This window comes from Nitrospira sp. BLG_1, from assembly GCF_047338595.1.
In the GTDB taxonomy this organism is placed as follows: Bacteria; Nitrospirota; Nitrospiria; order Nitrospirales; family Nitrospiraceae; genus Nitrospira_D.
Window position 1 is genome coordinate 1 of the sequence record NZ_JBLFBO010000141.1, and the last position, 1039, is coordinate 1039.

A 1039-nucleotide genomic window follows, 5' to 3' on the forward strand; every position below is an offset into this window, starting at 1 on the left:
GGGAGGCGCGGCATCTGACAGTTTCACCCGCTCCCGCCCCACCTGCCGCACACGCTCACCGTTGGGCAGACCTTTCGAGAAAGTAGGTATCGTGAAAAAGAAAAAATTGATTATCTATCTTCCAACACCACGGAGCAATAAATTTGCTTATGCTGTCACATGCCCGTATTGTTATCATGGGTGGGGTAGTAATCATAAAGATAATATTTGTCCAAAGTGCAATGGCATATTCGATGATAGTGATTTTCAGCAAAAATTGTTGAATTTCAAAATAGAGTCTGCCCAACAAAAGATGCACCCGACCAAAAACGGGCGCGGCAAATCTGACAAAGTTTCTACTCCCGCCGTTTTTGGTTGGGTAATCTAAGCCGTTGTGCCGCTTGTCCCGCGTCCCTGCGTAGTTACCTCCGCAGTAACCGCTTCTCTTTCGCGCTCAATCGCTTTTGCAGGGACTTGACCCGCATCTTTTCCCTCTGCAACTTATCTTTCAATACTCGAATATCGCCTTCATTGTCAATGCGCCGACGTTCCGCGTTGGCATAGTCGTTCCGCAGAGTTTGGATAGACTCTTCCAGTTCGGCGATCTTGACCGCTTGCGAGGCGATCATTTCCTTTTGCTGTTGCACGAGGGAATTACGATTTGAGTAGAGAATATTCAAGAGCGTTCCCAACACGGTCAGCAATGTAAAAATCAGCCCCCACTCCCCCGGCGTGGTTGGCGATTCTTGTGCAATGCGGGCAACAAAATGATAGACTCTCAGCATACGGCATGACCGTTATTTCCTTTTCGCCTTCATCCATTGAATGAGATACACAATCCCGCACACCACATTCGGAAGCAGGAACAGCAGGAAGCCAACCCGCGCAAACGGAGCGACGGCGGAGGCTTCATAAATGCCTGTCGCCATCCTGTATTCGATGACCGCGTATAGGTAAATCAAATATAACGGCGGCAGAAAAAAGCGGAACGCGAATGTCCACAATGGCGACAACGGCTCACGGTGATATTTTGTGTAATCCACAACAATCGAAGCGACAG

General features: G+C 48.8%; 3 protein-coding genes. 1 reads left to right on the forward strand and 2 read right to left on the reverse strand.

Features of this window, described 5'->3' with window-relative positions:
- Window positions 1-367: hypothetical protein (locus ACMTNU_RS20775; RefSeq protein WP_413937192.1), on the forward strand; the 367-nt coding region annotated here is incomplete at its 5' end.
- A gap of 34 nt (window positions 368-401) precedes the next feature.
- Here ACMTNU_RS20775 and ACMTNU_RS20780 read toward each other — a convergent pair.
- Window positions 402-764 (reverse strand): hypothetical protein, encoded by a 363-nt coding sequence (locus tag ACMTNU_RS20780; protein ID WP_413937193.1) that lies wholly within the window; start codon window positions 762-764, stop codon window positions 402-404.
- A gap of 12 nt (window positions 765-776) precedes the next feature.
- Window positions 777-1039: hypothetical protein (locus tag ACMTNU_RS20785; RefSeq protein WP_413937194.1), on the reverse strand; the 263-nt coding region annotated here is incomplete at its 5' end.